Annotated in this window: 1 protein-coding gene; it reads left to right on the top strand. The window is 52.8% G+C overall.

Translation table 11 applies throughout. From position 1 onward, the window contains the following. Positions 1-312: phage major tail tube protein (locus NXS07_RS22610; RefSeq protein WP_258087619.1), on the top strand; the 312-nt coding region annotated here is incomplete at its 5' end. Positions 313-409: the final 97 nt, after the last annotated feature.

Here is a 409-nt window from a genome sequence, read left to right as displayed (position 1 = left end):
GAAGCCCGCTTACTGAAAACGTGGGGCGGCAGAATTGACAGCCTGCAATTGCGTTTTGCGGGGTCGTACTATGACGACGCCACCGGGGAAACGGTCGCCTGTGAGATCCAGACGCGCGGACGGTTTACTGAGGTGGACTGGGGCAGCGCTAAAGCGGGTGAAAACACCCAGCACAAGTACACGCTGAAAAATACCTACTGCAAGATCACGCTGAACAACGAAGAGCTGCACGAAGTGGATATGCTTAACCTGGTCTGGCGGGTGAATGGTCAGGATTTGCTGGAAAAACACCGCGCCAATATTGGCCATTAATATTACGGCGGGCTATGGCCCGCCCAACGGAGACTAAACCATGTCAAAAACAGTTATTTTTTCTGAACCACTGAAACTGGCGGACGGCAGTACTATC

This window comes from Xenorhabdus bovienii, assembly GCF_024721015.1.
Classification (GTDB): domain Bacteria; phylum Pseudomonadota; class Gammaproteobacteria; order Enterobacterales; family Enterobacteriaceae; genus Xenorhabdus; species Xenorhabdus bovienii.
The sequence above is the reverse complement of the archived record's forward strand: the minus strand, read 5'-3'. Positions and strand labels throughout refer to the sequence as shown.